Below are 15,366 nucleotides of genomic sequence, written 5' to 3'. Positions count from 1 at the left end.
ATCGCTGACAGTCCTTGCCAACGCCTGCCCTTAAGACATGGGCGCGCAGCCGCACGCCGCCCCGACGGGAGCAAGCGGCGGGCGCCATGACCAGGAGGACAGCATGGACCAGCACCGACGCAGCACATCTGACCTCGAACGACGCGAATTTCTGGCGCTGTGTGCCGGGGTGCCGGCCCTCGGCCTGCTGGGACCGCAGGCCCTCGCCGCGCCCGTCGCGACCGCGCCGGCCACGGACGGCTGGAACCAGGGCCAGCTCGCCCATCTCATTCCCACCGCCAGCCACGAGCGTTTCCTGATCAAGGCGTCGTTCAAGGCGCCGCTCACCGGCATGCCGCACTTGACGCTCGACGGCAGGCGCATCGACGGCGAACGGACCCACGGCCAGGGCAGGTTCTGGCGCTTCGACGCGTCGGCCCTGCGGCCGGCGACACGCTATGAACTGCAGATCATCGATGCCGGCGGCGCGCCGCTGTGCGATGCGTGGCCGCTGCGCACTTTCCCGGCGCCGGACGCGACGCCCGAGCACATGCGCATTGTCGCCTATACCTGCGCCGGCGGCTACGACGGCAGGCGCTGGAAGGACAAGACGGGTTTTCTCGGCATGGCAGCGCGGCAGCGTTTGCTCGCCCGTGCCATGTCATACCGGCCGGACGCCGTCATCGCCAATGGCGACCACATCTACTGGGATATCGCGACCTCGCTCAACAAGCCGTTCGCCAAGCTGGTCCAGGAGGAGCTCTGGACGACATTCGGTGGCGCCCTGGATATCTCGGTGCCGATGCTGCACCCGCGCAACGTCGCCATCTTCCTGGGGGTATGCGACTATCAGATCCCCGGCCTCTACGGCACCACACTGCGATCGACACCGGCATTCTTCCTGACCGACGACCACGACACCTTCGAGAACGACGAGTTCGACACCAAGGTCGCGACCCTGCCGCCGGATACCTACGGCACCCTGGGCGCCGAGCAGACCCAGCAGCTGTACTATCCCGAGTTCCTGCCCGACGCGAACCGTCCAGCCTGGTTGCCCGGGGGCGACAAGGCGCAGGCGCCGGCCGGCACCAACATCACGTTCGGCACGTTGCGCTACGGCAAGCTGCTCGAGGCCGTGCTGTACGACTGCCGGAGGTATGTGGACTACAAGGGGTCGCACGCGAAGATCCTTCCGCAATGGACCGAGGACTGGCTGGTGGCACGCACCCGCGCCGAGGACACCACGCATTTCATGCATGTGCCGTCACTGCCGTTCGCCTACTCCTCCGGCAAGCTCGGCGACTGGTATCCGGACGTGCTCGACGCTTCCGGCCGTCTCGTCCTCTATGAGGAGAAGGCGGGATGGCAACGCGGCTGGTTCGCGCAGCATCAGCGGCTCATCGCCGCCCTCGCCGCCCAGACACGGCGCGCGGGCGTGATCGTGCAGGGCGACTTCCACGCCAGCGCCGCAGGACAGATGACCCGCTCGGGAGACCTGTCGCTGGCCCATCCGGTCCATGCGGTCATGGCAGGCACTCTGGGAACGGGTGATCTCGGCTTTCCCTCGGCGTACCGCGGCATCGAATCGATGCCCTCCCAGCTCATCGGCATGGAGCAGGCACTGAAGCCCACCGAGAAGAACGGCTTCACCATCATCGACGTCACCCCGGACAAGATGACCTTCACCATGTTCCTGTGGCGCCCGCCCCAGCCCGTCGAGGACATCGACACCATGGCGCCGGCGCTGGTCTACGAGGTGCCGCGCAGGGCATGAGGCGAATGTGCCCTTGCGCGGACGGACGGAAAACCGGCATCGTGGCTGGAAAGCCGGTCTGCGCGACGACGGCGTGCAAGCAATGTTGAAGGGGTGGGAAACCAATGGCTGACACGGCGGATGTCATTGTCGTGGGCGCAGGCCTTGCGGGTCTCGTGGCGGCGACGGAGCTCGCCGACGCCGGCAAGCGCGTCATCGTGGTGGAGCAGGAAGGGCCGCAGAGCCTTGGCGGCCAGGCGTTCTGGTCGCTCGGCGGCCTCTTCCTGGTCGACAGCCCCGAGCAGCGCCGTCTCAAGATCAGGGACAGCTTCGAACTCGCCTGGCAGGACTGGCAGGGCACCGCCGGCTTCGACCGCGACGAGGACGACTGGCCGCGGCGCTGGGCGCAGGCCTATGTGCAGTTCGCCGCCACCGAGAAGCGCGACTGGCTGCGCGCCATGGGCCACCGCATCTTCCCGGTGGTCGGCTGGGCCGAGCGCGGCGGCTACGACGCCCTGGGCCACGGCAACTCGGTGCCGCGCTTCCACATCAGCTGGGGCACCGGGCCCGGTATCGTCGAGCCGTTCGAACGGCGCGCCCGCGAGGCGGAACGGAGCGGTCGCATCACCTTCCGCTTCCGCCACCGCGTCGACGCGCTGACCCTCACCAATGGTGCGGCCACCGGCGTCAGCGGCGCGGTGCTGGAGCCGACTGAGGTCAAACGCGGCGAAACCTCGTCGCGCACGGTGATCGGCGAGTTTGCGCTGTCGGCGCAGGCGGTGATCGTGGCAAGCGGCGGCATCGGCGGCAACCACGACCTCGTGCGGCAAAACTGGCCGTCGCGGCTCGGCGCCCCGCCGCAGCGCATGGTCGCGGGCGTGCCCGCCCATGTCGATGGCCGCATGATCGGCATCACGGAGGCCGCCGGCGGGCGGCTGATCAACCGCGACCGGATGTGGCACTACGTCGAAGGCCTGCACAACTGGGATCCGATCTGGCCGAACCACGGCATCCGCATCCTGCCGGGACCATCGTCGATGTGGTTCGACGCCCGCGGCCAGCGCCTGCCCTCGCCGCTCTATCCCGGCTACGACACGCTCGGCCAGCTCGCCTACATCATGGCGAGCGGCAACGACTATTCCTGGTTCATCCTGACCCAGAGCATCATCAAGAAGGAGTTCGCGCTGTCGGGATCGGAGCAGAATCCCGACCTCACCTCGAAGAGCTGGCGCATGACGCTGAAGCGCGCCACCAACAAGGGGGCGCCGGGACCGGTGGAAGCATTCAAGCGCCACGGCGCCGATTTCATCGTTCGCGACACGCTGGAGGAGTTGGTCGCCGGCATGAACGCGCTCGCCGGCAGCGACCTGCTGGCGGCGGGCGACATCCGCCGCCAGATCGAGGCGCGCGACCGCGAGCTCGACAACCCCTACGTCAAGGACACCCAGGTGATGGGCATCCACAATGCCCGCCGCTACCTCGGCGACAAACTGATCCGCACCGCCAAGCCCCACCGCATCCTCGATCCCGCACATGGCCCGCTGATCGCGGTGCGGCTGAACATCCTGACCCGCAAGACGCTCGGCGGCTTCGAGACCGATCTCGACGCCCGTGTGTTCGGCAGTGATCGCCAGATCATTCCCGGGCTCTACGCGGTCGGCGAGGCCGCCGGCTTCGGCGGCGGCGGCATGCACGGCTATCGTGCGCTGGAAGGCACGTTCCTCGGCGGCTGCCTGTTCTCCGGCCGCACCGCGGGCCGCGCCGCAGCAAAGGCGGTGGCCTGACGCGAGGCCGTGGTTCCCACCCACCGGGGGCCCACACCGCACAAGCCTAGTCCCTTGCGGGGTGTGGCAAAACCGCCCACAGTGCCCGGCCAAAAGCCAACCTCGGGGGAGAGTTCAGTCCATGGCGACGGCACCGACGTCTTCGAAGCTTGCCACGGTCCTACGTGTGACCAGCGGCAACTTTCTTGAAATGTTCGATTTCTTCCTGTTCGGCTTCTATGCCACGCACATCGCCAAGGCGTTCTTCCCGGCCAGCAATGAATTCGCTTCGCTGCTGCTGACCTTCGGCACCTTCGGCGCCGGCTTCCTGATGCGGCCGCTGGGCGCGATCTTCCTCGGCGCCTATGTCGACCAGGTCGGCCGGCGCAAGGGCCTGATCGTCACTCTCGCCATCATGGCGATGGGCACCATCCTGATCGCCTTCGTGCCGTCCTACGCGACCATCGGCCTGCTCGCGCCGGTGCTGGTGCTGATCGGCCGGCTGCTGCAGGGCTTCTCCGCCGGCGTCGAGCTCGGCGGCGTGTCGGTCTACCTTTCGGAAATGGCGCCGCCGAACCAGAAGGGCTTCTATGTCAGCTGGCAGTCCGGCAGCCAGCAGGTGGCGATCATTGTCGCCGCGCTGATCGGCTACACCCTCAACAAGGCGCTGACACCCGCCGAGGTGTCCGACTGGGGCTGGCGCATCCCATTCTTCATCGGCTCGCTGATCGTGCCGTTCATCTTCGTGATCCGCCGCTCGCTGCAGGAGACCGAGGCGTTCCTGGCGCGCAAGCACCGCCCGACATCGAGCGAGATTTTCCGCTCGATCATCGAGAACTGGCAGATTGTGATCGCCGGCATGCTGATGGTGGTGATGACCACGGTGTCGTTCTATCTCATCACCGTCTACACCCCGACCTTCGGCAAGAGCGTGCTGAAGCTGTCGGAGGTGGATTCGCTGATCGTCACCTTCTGCGTCGGCGTCTCCAACCTGATCTGGCTGCCGGTGATGGGGGCGCTGTCCGACCGCATCGGCCGCCGCCCGATCCTGCTCACCTTCACCGTCCTCACCATCCTCACCGCCTATCCGGCGATGAGCTGGCTGACCAGCGCGCCGTCGTTCGAGCGCATGCTGATGGTCGAGCTGTGGCTGTCGTTCCTTTACGGCAGCTACAACGGCGCCATGGTGGTGGCGTTGACCGAGATCGTGCCGGCCAGCGTGCGCACCGTCGGCTTCTCGCTGGCCTACAGCCTCGCCACCGCGCTGTTCGGCGGCTTCACGCCGGCGGTCTCCACCGCGCTGATCGAGATGACCGGCAACAAGGCGGCGCCCGCATTGTGGATGAGCTTCGCCGCGGTCTGCGGCCTTGCCGCCACGCTGATGGTCTACCGCCGCGGCGAATCCAGCCGCGTGGTCACCGCCGCGACTGGCTAACCACGCGCGGTTCGGAACGGCAGCGCCGGCCCGTCGAGCCGGCGCAGACCCGGCTCGCGCCGCTCGAGCCACCAGCCGTACTGCCTGGGCCAGGCATCGAACACGCCTTCGCTGCGTCCGGACAGCGCAAGCTCCGCATGCAGCGGCCAGTTCGGATCGAACAGCGCCTCGCGGCCGACAGCGACGATGTCGGCATGGCCCTCGGCGAGAATGTCCTCGGCCTGCTGCGGATGCAGGATCAGGCCGACCGCCATGGTGGCGATGCCGGCCTGCTTGCGGATCTCGGCCGCGAATGGCACCTGGAAGCCATAGCCGCGCGGCAGCCGCGCCGCGGTGGCCGAGCCCATCAGCCCGCCCGACGAGCAGTCGATGACGTCGACGCCGCGCGCCTTGGCCTCGCGCGCGAACGCCACGGAGTCTTCCAGCGTCCAGCCGCCGTCGATGCCGTCCACCGCCGAGATGCGCACGAACAGCGGGCGGTTGTCGGGCCAGACGTCGCGCACCGCGGCAATGATCTCCAGCGGAAAGCGCATCCGCCCGGCGAGATCGCCGCCGTAGCCGTCGGTGCGCCTGTTCGACAGCGGCGACAGGAATTCATGCAGCAGGTAGCCGTGAGCGCAGTGCACCTCCAGCACCTCGAACCCGGCCGCCGCCGCGCGCAGAGTGGCCGCACGCCAATGGTCGCGCAGCGCCGCGAGCTCCTCGATGCCGAGCTCGTGCGGCATCAGCCAGCCCTCGTCCATCGGGATCGGGCTCGGCGCGACGATCGGCCAGGGCGTGTCGCCGCGTGCATGATCGTCCGCTGTCAGCGCCGCGTTGCCATACCAGGGGCGCTGCATGCTGGCCTTGCGGCCGGCATGGGCCAATTGAATCGCCGGCACCGCGCCGTTGTTGCGGAGGAAGGTCGCGATGCGCGCCAGCGGCGCGACCTGGGCATCGGTCCAGATGCCGAGGTCGCCATGGGTGATGCGGCCCTCGGCGACCACCGCGGCCGCCTCCGTCATCACGATGCCGGCGCCGCCCTGGGCGAACTTGCCGAGATGCACGAGATGCCAGTCGCTCGCCATGCCGCCCTCCGCCGAGTACTGGCACATCGGCGAGATGATCAGGCGGTTCCTGGCGGTGACGCCGCGCAGCGTGATCGGCGTGAACAGGCGGGGCTGGGACATGCAGGCTTCTCTGACGAGGATGGGACGGGAGGACCAGACTGGCACGGCTAGTGTCCCGGTTCTAACATTCGCAGCACTTTGCGGCTGGCTCTCTTGCGAATGTTAGAACCATAGGGACACTAGCAAATATCAGATTCTAGTGTGGTTTTGGATCTGACATTCGCTTGGAGGACTCGCGGCGATGCTGAAGCGAATGTCAGATCCACCACACTAGCATGTCAGGATCGCGTCGGCAGGCAAGCGGCGTTTGCGCACAGCCTCCCTGCAGCGGCGCGATCAGCTCTTGAGGCGATAGCCTGTCCGGAAGATCCACCAGATCGCGACGAGGCAGAGCAGCAGAAAGCCGATCGCCACCGCGGCACTGATCGCGACATGGACGTCGGCGATGCTGTAGAAGCTCCAGCGAAAGCCACTGATCAGGTAGACCAGCGGGTTGAACAGGGTGATCTTCTGCCACGTCGGCGGCAGCACATTGACCGAATAGAACGTGCCGCCGAGGAAGGTCAGCGGCGTCACCACCAGCAGCGGAATGACCTGCAGCTGCTCGAAGCCCTGCGCCCAGATGCCGATGATGAAGCCGAGCAGGCTGAACGACACCGCGGTCAGCACCAGGAAGGCGAACATCCACACCGGATGGTCGATGCGCAGGTCGACGAACAGCGCCGCAGTGACCAGCACGATCAGGCCGAGGATGATCGACTTGGAGGCGGCCGCGCCGACATAGCCGACCACCACCTCGAGATAGGAGATCGGCGCCGACAGCAGCTCGTAGATCGTGCCGGTGAATTTCGGGAAATAGATGCCGAACGAGGCGTTGGAGACGCTCTGCGTCAGCAGCATCAGCATGATCAGGCCGGGAACGATGAACTCGCCATAGCTGACGCCGTCAATCTCGCTGATGCGCGAACCGATCGCCGCGCCGAACACGATGAAGTACAGCGAGGTCGACAGCACCGGGGAGACGATGCTCTGGAACACGGTGCGCTTGGTGCGCGCCATCTCGAACCGGTAGATCGCCAGAACGCCGTGGAGGTTCATCGGCTCTTCCTCTCGCAAGCGATGGATGTCAAGTCGTCAGGCCGCCGCAACATCAGCGGCCGCGGGCGTTGGACCGCGCCAGCAATCCGACGAAAATGTCTTCCAGGGAACTTTCCCTGGTCTGCAGGTCGCGGAAGCTCACGCCGGCCTGCCGCAGGTCGCTGAGCAGCGAGGTGATGCCGGTGCGCTCGGCCTGGGTGTCGTAGGTGTAGATCACCTCATGGCCATCGGCCCCGATCGTCAGGCCGTAAGGCGCGAGCGCCGCCGGGATGGCCTCGAGCGGCGACTGCAGGTGCAGCGTCAGTTGCTTCTGGCCGAGCTCGCGCATCAGCTCGGCCTTATCCTCGACGAGGATCAATTCGCCCTTGCTGATGACGCCGATGCGGTCGGCCATCTGCTCGGCTTCTTCGATATAGTGCGTGGTGAGAATGATGGTGACGCCGTTGTCCCTGAGGTAGCGCACGACGTCCCACATGCCCTTGCGCAGCTCGACGTCGACGCCGGCGGTCGGCTCGTCCAGGAACAGCACGGACGGCTGGTGCGACAGCGCCTTGGCGATCAGGACGCGCCGCTTCATGCCGCCGGACAGCGTCATGATCATGTTGTCCTTCTTGTCCCACAGCGACAGCGCCTTCAGCACGCGCTCGATATGCGCAGGATCCGCCGGCTTGCCGAACAGGCCGCGGCTGAAGCTGACGGTCGCCCACACCGTCTCGAACGCGTCGGTGGTCAGTTCCTGCGGCACCAGCCCGATCAGCGAACGAGCGGCACGATAGTCGGAGATGATGTCATGGCCGCCGACCCGGACCGTCCCGGACGACGGATTGACGATGCCGCAGATGATGCTGATCAGCGTGGTCTTGCCGGCGCCGTTGGGGCCGAGCAGCGCGAAGATCTCGCCCGGACGGATATCGAGGTTGATGCTCTTCAGCGCCTGGAAGCCCGATCCGTAGACTTTCGACAGGTTCGAGACGGAGATGATGGGCTGCATCGGGGCGCGGCGTGCTCACAGGGGGACGGGCGGCAGATATAACCGCTATCGGGGCGGCGGCAAGGGCTTTCGTGGTCCCCGCGATCGAAATAGCCATTTGTTTTCGTTGAATTTTCTGGTGAGTGCCGTCACCTCCGCGTCATCGTGGCGTCAGTTGCGCGACCGCGGCGCGGGCACTGCCGCATCGTGGCGCGCGGCGGCCGTGGTTCGCCCTGCTGAACCATCACGGCGGGGCTTTGCGGACAGGACGCAACGACATGCCGCGCGTGCGGCATTCCGCCTGCCCGCAAGCCCTTCTCAAAACGAACTTTGGATTGATTGCCAGCGAACTTGGCGCCGCGGACAACGCGGCCTGGCACCGCGCGCGCCTGCACCCACAACGCGGGAAGCCCTAAAATACCGTGGTTTCCAGCGTTTCAGCGCTGTCAGCCGGCAAATTGTCGCGGCGCCCGGGCCCACGAATTCAGCCCTTTCCTCGTCGTCGATGCAAGCTAGAAGACTGCTGCGGGTCGCGACCTCCGTCGCGGCCTGCGGGCGTCTCGGCGGCACCGTCCACAATCACAACAACGACGAGCGGCCGGGCGCGGCGGAATTGCAACGAGGGGAGCACACATCGATGCCAAAGGATACCAACCACCTGAATCGCCGGTCGGTCCTCAAGGCCGCAGGCGCCGGCGCTGCGTTCGCTACGGTCGGCGGTCTGCCGCGCGTGGCTTTTGCGGCGCCGAAGACCATCAAGATCGGCCTGGTCATGCCGGCCACCGGCCCGCTGGCCTTCTTCACCGAGCATGTGCCGTTCACGCTCGACCAGATCAAGAAGACGCTCGGCGGCAAGATCAAGGTCAACGGCACCGAGCATTCCTACGAGATCGTGGTCAAGGACAGCCAGTCGAGCCCCAACCGCGCCGCGGAAGTGACCCAGGAACTGATCCTGAAGGACAAGGTCGACCTCGTGGCCGCGTTCGCGACCCCCGAGACGGTCAATCCGGTGTCGGATCAGTGCGAAGCCAACGGCATTCCCTGCATCACCAACGACGCGCCGCTGGAACCCTACTTCTTCGGCCGCAAGGGCGACCCGAAGAAGGGCTTCGAGTGGACCTACCACTTCTTCTTCGCCGGCCAGCAGCTGATCGAATCGCTGGTGCCATACTTCAAGCGCCTCGACACCAACAAGAAGGTCGGCGCGCTGTGGCCGAACGACGGCGACGGCATCGCGCAGTCCGACAAGGAGCACGGCAACCCGCCGTTCCTGATCAAGAACGGCTTCAGCGTCATCGATCCCGGCCGCTTCGACATGCCGGCCAGCAACTACAACTCGCAGATCGCGGCGTTCAAGTCGGCGGGGGTCGAGATCGTCACCGGCGTCGTGCCGCCGCCGGAGTTCACCACCTTCTGGAATGGCGCGGCGCAGCAGGGCTTCCAGCCCAAGGTCGTCTACATGGGCAAGGCGCTGGAATTCCCGCCGGCGATCACCCCGCTCGGCGACCGCGCGCTGGGGCTGACCACCGAGGTGTGGTGGTCGAAATTCCACCCCTACGTCTCCGGCCTCAACGGCCAGAGCTCGCTCCAGCTCGCCGACGAGTACGAGAAGGTCAGCAACCGCCAGTGGTCGCTGCCGCTCGGCTTCCGCCACGCACTGTTCGAGGTGATCTTCGACGTGCTCAAGCGCACCCAGAACCTCGACAAGCCGGAGTCGATCCGCGACGCGATCAAGACCACCGACTACAAGTCGATCGTCGGCCCGATCAACTTCAACAAGGGCCCGTTCCCGAACTGCGCGCTGACGCCGCTGGTGATCGGCCAGTGGGAGAAGGGCAAGAAGTATCCCTACGAGATGGTCATCGTCGACAACTCGACCGCCAAGGACGTTCCCGTCGGCGGCGACCCGCGCGTGATCAAGTACAGCTGAGCCTTGGCTGCGCCGGCCGTCCCGGCCGGCGCAGCCTGTGCTCGCATGAGCTGGACATTCCCGCATCATTGACCGACCGGACGCCGCGCGCGTAGCTTTCAGGCTGTGCGACCATCGCGGCGCCATCATGTATCGCAGACGGTCCGCATGCGGACCGCAGGACTGACAAAGAGCGACCATGCTGAAACTTGCCGGCCTCTCGAAACGTTTCGGCGCCCTGTCCGTGATCGACAATCTCGACATGGATGTCAGGGCGGGCGAGGTGCTGGGCGTGATCGGCCCCAATGGCGCGGGCAAGACCACGCTGTTCAATATCATCGCCGGGGTGCAGGCGCCGAGCAGCGGCACCGTGCATCTCAACGACCGCGACATCACCCGCGTCAAGGTCTGGGACCGCTGCCGGCTCGGCATCGGCCGCACCTACCAGGTGCCGAAGCCCTTCACCCACATGAGCACGTTCGAGAACGTCATGGTTGCCGCGGTGCATGGCGGTAGCCTCGGCATCCGCGCGGCCAAGGACAAGGCCCAGGAGGTGATCGAATTCACCGGGCTGGCGCATCGCCTGCGCATCCCTGCGGGCCAGTTGTCGCTGCTCGACCTCAAGCGGCTGGAGCTTGCGAAAGCGCTGGCGCAGAGCCCGCGCCTGCTGCTGCTCGACGAGATCGCCGGCGGCCTGACCGACGCCGAATGCGACTCGCTGCTCGACATCATCCGCACCGCGCACAGCCAGGGCGCCACCATCATCTGGATCGAGCACGTGCTGCATGCGCTGCGCCGCATCGCCACACGGCTGACCGTGCTGCACGGCGGCAACATCATCAGCAGCGGGCCCCCGGACCAGGTGCTCGCGGACGGGCGCGTCAAGGAAGTCTATCTTGGCGTTTGAGGACCAGGGAATGTCACGGGATACCTTGCTGGCAGTGGAAAATCTGTCGGTCTACTACGGCCAGTTCCGCGCGCTGGTCGGCGCCACGATTTCCGTCGGCGCCGGCGAGATCGTGTCGATCATCGGCGCCAATGGCGCCGGCAAGTCGTCGCTGCTGAAGGCGATCGTCGGCCAGGCCGACCGCATCGAGGGCGCGATCCGCTTCGAGGGCTCGGACCTCGCCGGGCGCTCCACCGCCGACATCGTCGCGGGGGGCGTCGCGCTGGTGCCCGAGGGGCGGCGGCTGTTTCCGTCGCTGACGGTGGAAGAGAACCTCCACATCGGCTGGGAGGTCGGGCGCCGCGGCGAGATCGGCTTCGACGACATCTACCGCTTCTTCCCGATCCTCAAGGACAAGCGGCGGCAGCTCGCGGGCGAACTGTCCGGCGGCCAGCAGCAGATGGTCGCGGTCGGCCGCGCGCTGCTCGCCAATCCCAAGCTGCTGTTGTGCGACGAGATCAGCCTCGGTCTCGCGCCCACCGTGATCAAGGACCTCTACGAGATCATCCCGGCGATCAAGGCACGCGGCATCGGCATCCTCGTGGTCGAGCAGGACATCACCCGCTCGCTCGCGGTCGCCGACCGCTTCTATTGCCTGCTCGAAGGCAAGGTGAACCTCAGCGGCCGCCCGGCCGAGACGTCCCACGACACCGTCGTCAAACACTATTTCGGACTGTAGAGACCATGCTCGGAATCTGGCTCAATCAGATCGTGCAGGGCATCCTGGTGGGCGGGCTGTATGCGCTGTTCGCCATGGGACTGTCGCTGTCGGTCGGCGTCATGCGCTTCGTCAACATCGCGCACGGCGACCTCATCGTGCTCATCTCCTTCATCCTGTGGTCGCTGACCCAGGGCCTGGGACTGCCGACGCTGGTCGCGATCGCCATCATCCTGCCGCTCACCTTCGCCGGCGGCTATCTGCTGCAGCGCCTGCTGCTGCAGCGCGTGCTCGGCAAGGACGTGCTGTCGATCATCCTCGTCACCTTCGGGCTGTCGATCATCGTCCAGAACAGCCTGCAGGGCGTCTACGGCGCCGACATCCGCAAGGTGTCTGGCGGCGCCATCGAGACCGCGACGCTGCATCTCGGCAACAACATCAACATCGGCGTTCTGCCGCTGATCATCTTCCTCTCCGCGATCGCGATGATCTGGGGGCTCGACCTGCTGCTCTACCGCAGCCGGATCGGCGCGCGCATCCGCGCGGTGTCCGACAGCGTGTCGACCGCCAACCTCGTCGGCCTGCCGTCCGCCCGGATCTATGCGGTGGCGATGGGTGTCGTCGGGGTCACGATGGCGATCTCGGCCGGCTTCATGGCGGTGTGGACCAACTTCGACCCGACCTCCGGCCCGAGCCGGCTGCTGATCGCCTTCGAGGCGGTGGTGCTCGGCGGCCTCGGCAGCCTGTGGGGCACACTGGTCGGCGGCATCGTGATCGGCATTGCCCAGGCGGTCGGCGCCCAGTTCGACGCCGCCTGGCAGGTGCTCGCCGGCCACATCGTCTTCCTGGTGATCTTCCTGGCCCGGCCGCAGGGCCTGTTCCCGAAATATTGAGGTCGGCAGCGTGACGCGCTTTCTCGCCAACTCCCATTCCATCCTCGCCGGCCGGGCGCTGCTGCTGCTCGGCGCGCTGTTCCTCGCTGCCGGCCCGTTCATCCTCGATCCGCGCCAGATGCAACTCGCCACCGAATTCATGCTGCTGCTGGTGCTGGCGATGATGTGGAACCTGCTCGCCGGCTACGCCGACATCGTCTCCGTCGGCCAGCACGCCTTCGTCGGCATCGGCGCCTACGCGTTCTTCGGCTTCCTGGTGTTCGGCAGCTTCAATCCCTACGTGTCGGTGCTGATGGCCGGCCTTGTTGCGCTCGCCTTCGCCGTGCCGATCATGGTGGTGATCTTCCGCCTGCGCGCCGCCTATCTCGCGGTCGGCAGCTGGGTGGTGGCGGAAACCTTGATGCTCGCCGCCGGCAAGCTGTCGGCGTTCGGCGGCGGCTCCGGCGTCAGCCTGCCCGTCGCCGCCGTCAGGCAGTTCGGCAGCAGCATCGCCACCCGCTACACCAACATCTACTGGCTGGCGCTCGGCCTCGTGGCACTGGCATTCGTCTCCAGCTATCTCCTGATGCGCTCCTCGATCGGCCTCGGCCTCACCGCGATGCGCGACAACGAGGAAGGCGCCGGCTCCATCGGCGTCAACCTGACCTGGTCGCGGGTGCTGTGCTTCCTGTGGGCCGCGCCGTTCCTCGGCCTCGCCGGCGCGCTGATCACGCTGCAGAAGCTGCGTGTCGCGCCGCCGGCATCGTTCAGCATCACCGAGTGGACGGTCTACATCATCTTCATCGTGGTGATCGGCGGCGTCGGCAGCTTCGAGGGACCGATCATCGGCACGATCGTGTTCTTCCTGCTGCGCGAGTACCTCGCGGAGATCGGCGTGTGGCACTTCATCCTGCTCGGCACGCTGTCGATCGGCGTCATCCTGATCGAGCCGCGCGGGCTGTGGGGCCTGCTGCGGCGCCTGCTGCCGGGCGACCTGATCCCGGTATCCCATGCCCCGCCCAGCCTGCCGCGCACGGAAGCCAAGGCCGCGTCCCAGCCGGCCGTGTGAGACTGGCAGCGGCGCGAGCACAGCCCGCGCCGGATGCTCGCGGCACGACGTGTCCGAAAATCCGGACCTCGATCTGATGTTCAGGACAGGCGGGGGATGGAGCGGGCGATGAGAATCGAACTCACGACATACAGCTTGGGAAGCTGTCGTTCTACCACTGAACTACGCCCGCGTCGGCCGGACCATAGCCGCCCGATCTGACCTCGGGCAAGATCAAGATTGGTCCAAAACCCAATAAAATGAATCGAAAATGGTGTGGTTGGCGCGGCCGGCGGCCAGTTTGCAGCCCTGCGCCCGCGCGCCGCACGGCGTTTCCGACAATTTGATCGGCATTTAAATCGCATTGGAGAGGGTAACCTTAGCGAAGCATAACAGTGAACGGCCGCGACAATTCCCCATTCGCGCACCGAGCGGCCGCTACGAAGGATTCGCCAGCAAACAAGCGATTCGCGCGGTGGGGAATGCAGAGCCAGCACTCGGAACGACCTCCTAAGTTCGTCACGTTCGGCCGGCGCAGGATCTCGTCCAGCGTGTGCATCGTCGACAGCAAGCAGCACATCCGGACCTTCCTCGCCGACACGCTGGAGGAACTGGGGCTCTTGACCTCGGACGCCCGCGATGCCCATGACCTCGGTGCGCGGCTCGACCAGCAGCACATCGACCTCGTGATGCTCGGCCTGTCCGCCGGCGGCGACGCGGCGAGCCGCGTCCTGACCACGCTTGCCGACAAGGCCTTCGACGGCCACGTGCTGCCCATCGGCCCCTCCGGCTCGCCGGTGGTCGCGGCGATCCAGCAACTCGGTGCGGAACTCGGCCTTGTCATGTTGCCGACACTGGCGACGCCGTTCGGGCCCGACCGCCTGCGCGCGGCCATCGCCGCGCTGGTGCCGGCCGACGCCCCGCCCAGCGCACCCGTGGACGTGGCGGAGGCGCTCAAGTCGGGCTGGCTGGAGCTGTGGTACCAGCACAAGGTCGATGCACGCACCCTCGTCTCGCGCGGCGCCGAGGCGCTGGTGCGCATGCGCCATCCGTCCTGGGGCGTGGTGCCGCCGGCCTACTTCATCCCGGCGGACGGCGATCCGCATTTCCGCGAGCTGTCGCAATTCGTGATCGGCCGCGCGCTCGACGACTGGCAGTACTTCTTCGGCCAGAGCGGCCCGATCGATCTCTCCATCAACCTGCCGGCATCGTTCCTCGCCGATCCGGCCGCCGTCGAGCATCTCTGCCTGCAGATGCCGCGCCATCCCGCCTTCAGCGGCCTGATGATCGAGATCAACGGCTCGGACACGGTCCGCAACCTCGACCGGCTGATCGATGTCGCGCGGCGCGTCCGCTTCCACAACATCGCGCTGTCGATCGACGACATCGGCACCAACTGGCCGGAGCTGATGGGGATCGAGCGTTTCCCGTTCACCGAGATCAAGGTCGACCGCGCGCTCATCACCGGCTGCGCCGACGATCGGCTGAAGCGCTCGGTGTGCCGCCGCATCGTCGAGCTCGCCAACGGCTATGGCGCGCGGACGGTGGCCGAAGGCGTCGAGACTCGCGCCGATCTCGTCGCGGTGCATGAGATGGGCTTCGACCTTGCGCAGGGTTTCCTGTTCGGCCGGCCGGCGGCGGCGCGCAAGTTCGCGCGCGCCACGCTCGGACGCCCGCTGGCGGTGGCGAGCGCGTGAGCGCGGCTGCCGGCGCGCAGCGCGTTCACGCCGCTGGTCGCGGAGCCCCCTCGCCTATTGCGTTTTCGAGCGAAGTGGGCACCGGTTCGCGTGAAGAAAACGCGTCAAAACAAATAACTAGAGCGCATT

At 66.6% G+C, this 15,366-nt stretch carries 12 protein-coding genes and 1 tRNA gene; 9 read left to right on the top strand and 4 right to left on the bottom strand.

Annotation, left to right across the window (positions count from 1 at the left end; all coding sequences use genetic code 11):
- Positions 1-103: 103 nt before the first annotated feature.
- The 3 genes from AB4Z37_RS10720 (at position 104) to AB4Z37_RS10710 (ending at position 4,930) form a co-directional block, all read left to right on the top strand.
- Positions 104-1,753, top strand: coding sequence for an alkaline phosphatase D family protein (locus AB4Z37_RS10720; protein ID WP_441516706.1), 1,650 nt, complete (start codon positions 104-106; stop codon positions 1,751-1,753).
- Between the two features lie 104 nt (positions 1,754-1,857).
- The gene (locus tag AB4Z37_RS10715) at positions 1,858-3,516 is read left to right on the top strand and encodes an FAD-binding dehydrogenase (protein ID WP_441516705.1); all 1,659 of its coding nucleotides are present in this window, start codon (positions 1,858-1,860) and stop codon (positions 3,514-3,516) included.
- A 121-nt stretch (positions 3,517-3,637) separates the two neighbouring features.
- Positions 3,638-4,930 carry an MFS transporter gene (locus tag AB4Z37_RS10710; protein WP_441516704.1) on the top strand — a complete coding sequence of 431 codons (1,293 nt, stop codon included), beginning with the start codon at positions 3,638-3,640 and terminating at the stop codon, positions 4,928-4,930.
- Here the strand turns inward: AB4Z37_RS10710 and AB4Z37_RS10705 are convergent.
- From AB4Z37_RS10705 to AB4Z37_RS10695, 3 genes are all read right to left on the bottom strand, one after another.
- On the bottom strand, positions 4,927-6,099 hold the full coding sequence (locus AB4Z37_RS10705; protein WP_441516703.1) for an NADH:flavin oxidoreductase/NADH oxidase: 1,173 nt from the start codon (positions 6,097-6,099) through the stop codon (positions 4,927-4,929). The genes AB4Z37_RS10710 and AB4Z37_RS10705 overlap by 4 nt on opposite strands.
- Positions 6,100-6,375: 276 nt before the next feature.
- On the bottom strand, positions 6,376-7,137 hold the full coding sequence (locus AB4Z37_RS10700) for an ABC transporter permease (RefSeq protein WP_441516702.1): 762 nt from the start codon (positions 7,135-7,137) through the stop codon (positions 6,376-6,378).
- A gap of 52 nt (positions 7,138-7,189) precedes the next feature.
- Positions 7,190-8,128, bottom strand: coding sequence for an ABC transporter ATP-binding protein (locus tag AB4Z37_RS10695; RefSeq protein ID WP_441516701.1), 939 nt, complete (start codon positions 8,126-8,128; stop codon positions 7,190-7,192).
- 616 nt (positions 8,129-8,744) lie between these two features.
- On the opposite strand from AB4Z37_RS10695, the gene AB4Z37_RS10690 reads away from it, so the two are divergent.
- The 5 genes from AB4Z37_RS10690 to AB4Z37_RS10670 all read left to right on the top strand — a co-directional run bounded on the left by AB4Z37_RS10690 (position 8,745) and on the right by AB4Z37_RS10670 (position 13,561).
- On the top strand, positions 8,745-10,037 hold the full coding sequence (locus tag AB4Z37_RS10690) for an ABC transporter substrate-binding protein (protein WP_441516700.1): 1,293 nt from the start codon (positions 8,745-8,747) through the stop codon (positions 10,035-10,037).
- Positions 10,038-10,215: 178 nt separating this feature from the next.
- Positions 10,216-10,923 (top strand): ABC transporter ATP-binding protein, encoded by a 708-nt coding sequence (locus tag AB4Z37_RS10685; protein WP_441516699.1) that lies wholly within the window; start codon positions 10,216-10,218, stop codon positions 10,921-10,923.
- 10 nt (positions 10,924-10,933) lie between these two features.
- Positions 10,934-11,641 carry an ABC transporter ATP-binding protein gene (locus tag AB4Z37_RS10680; RefSeq protein WP_441516698.1) on the top strand — a complete coding sequence of 236 codons (708 nt, stop codon included), beginning with the start codon at positions 10,934-10,936 and terminating at the stop codon, positions 11,639-11,641.
- Positions 11,642-11,646: 5 nt separating this feature from the next.
- Complete coding sequence (locus AB4Z37_RS10675) at positions 11,647-12,513, top strand: branched-chain amino acid ABC transporter permease (protein WP_441516697.1); 867 nt, start codon at positions 11,647-11,649, stop codon at positions 12,511-12,513.
- 10 nt (positions 12,514-12,523) lie between these two features.
- Positions 12,524-13,561 (top strand): branched-chain amino acid ABC transporter permease, encoded by a 1,038-nt coding sequence (locus tag AB4Z37_RS10670; RefSeq protein WP_441516696.1) that lies wholly within the window; start codon positions 12,524-12,526, stop codon positions 13,559-13,561.
- 97 nt (positions 13,562-13,658) lie between these two features.
- Here AB4Z37_RS10670 and AB4Z37_RS10665 read toward each other — a convergent pair.
- Positions 13,659-13,733 (bottom strand) — tRNA-Gly (locus AB4Z37_RS10665).
- 289 nt (positions 13,734-14,022) lie between these two features.
- On the opposite strand from AB4Z37_RS10665, the gene AB4Z37_RS10660 reads away from it, so the two are divergent.
- Positions 14,023-15,237, top strand: coding sequence for an EAL domain-containing protein (locus AB4Z37_RS10660; protein ID WP_441516695.1), 1,215 nt, complete (start codon positions 14,023-14,025; stop codon positions 15,235-15,237).
- Positions 15,238-15,366: the final 129 nt, after the last annotated feature.

The organism is Bradyrhizobium sp. 2TAF24 (genome assembly GCF_052115025.1).
In the GTDB taxonomy this organism is placed as follows: Bacteria; Pseudomonadota; Alphaproteobacteria; order Rhizobiales; family Xanthobacteraceae; genus Bradyrhizobium_A.
Note: the sequence above shows the minus strand (reverse complement) of the source record. Positions and strands in the feature narration are given on the sequence as shown.